This window comes from uncultured Campylobacter sp., assembly GCF_938030815.1.
GTDB lineage: Bacteria > Campylobacterota > Campylobacteria > Campylobacterales > Campylobacteraceae > Campylobacter_B.
Genome location: NZ_CALHII010000068.1, coordinates 1 through 1,038 on the forward strand (window position 1 = coordinate 1; position 1,038 = coordinate 1,038).

Here is a 1,038-nt window from a genome sequence, read left to right on the forward strand (position 1 = left end):
CCCTAAATTTAAGGATAAATTCAAAGCTCTAAGCTTAAAATTTCGTCGTAGCGGGGGCAGAGTGCGGAAGTGGAATTTCACATAAAAGTGGCGTCAAATTTCGGCGCGCGGAAGCAAAATTTAAAGCAAAATTTAAAGCAAAATTCTGCGCTCAAGCAAACCCCGCAAATCAAATCATGGAGCAAAAATGAGATATATTTTCGGGCCCGTGACCTCGCGTAGGTTCGGGCGCAGCCTCGGCATCGATCTGAGCCCGCAGTGCAAGCAGTGCAACTTCAACTGCGTCTATTGCGAGCTGGGTGCGGGCAAGCCGGTAAGCGCGATGAGCGAGCCCTGTGAGATCGGCCCGGTCATCGCCGAGCTGAAAACCGCGCTACAAAGCCACGCGGGTATTGACGTCATCACGATCACGGCAAATGGCGAGCCCACGCTGCATCCGCGCTTTTCAGAGCTCGTGAGCGCACTAAAGGCGCTGCGCCTGCCGCAGAAGCTGCTCGTTTTGTCAAACGGCTCACTCGTGCGCGAAAACAGCGCGGCGTTAGCGAAGCTTGATATTTGCAAATTTTCGCTAGATAGCGTGCTTGCGAAAAGCTTTCGCAAGGTGGACGGTCCGCACGCGGGTATCGGCGCCGAGGATATCGTAAGCGCGATCGCAGATTTTGCGCGCGAGTTTCGCGGCGAGCTTGATATCGAAATCCTAGTCGTGCGCGGGCTAAACGACACGCAGGAGGACTTTGCAGCGCTAAATGCGGCTTTAGCTCGCATCAACCCGCACCGGATCGATCTGGGTACGATCGATCGCCCGCCCGCATACCGCGTGCAGGGGGTAAGCGAGGCGCAGCTGCGCTATCTAGCCACTTTCATCGAAAATCAAAACGTAAATATCATCGCCGCGCCCAAATACGCAAGCGAGCGGCTGAGCTTTAGCGAGGATGAGATATTGCATACTTTGGCACGTCGTCCTCAGCGCACTAGCGACGTGGAGGCGATGTTTGACGAGCCCAGCGCACAGCTTTTAAAGCGCCTTGCGGATGCGGG

The 1,038-nt window shown here is 55.1% G+C and carries 1 protein-coding gene; it reads left to right on the forward strand.

Annotated features, from left to right (window positions below; translation table 11 throughout):
- Positions 1–187: 187 nt before the first annotated feature.
- Positions 188–1,038, forward strand: an 851-nt coding sequence (locus Q0277_RS02510) for a radical SAM protein (protein ID WP_297995250.1), incomplete at its 3' end; no start/stop codon positions are given.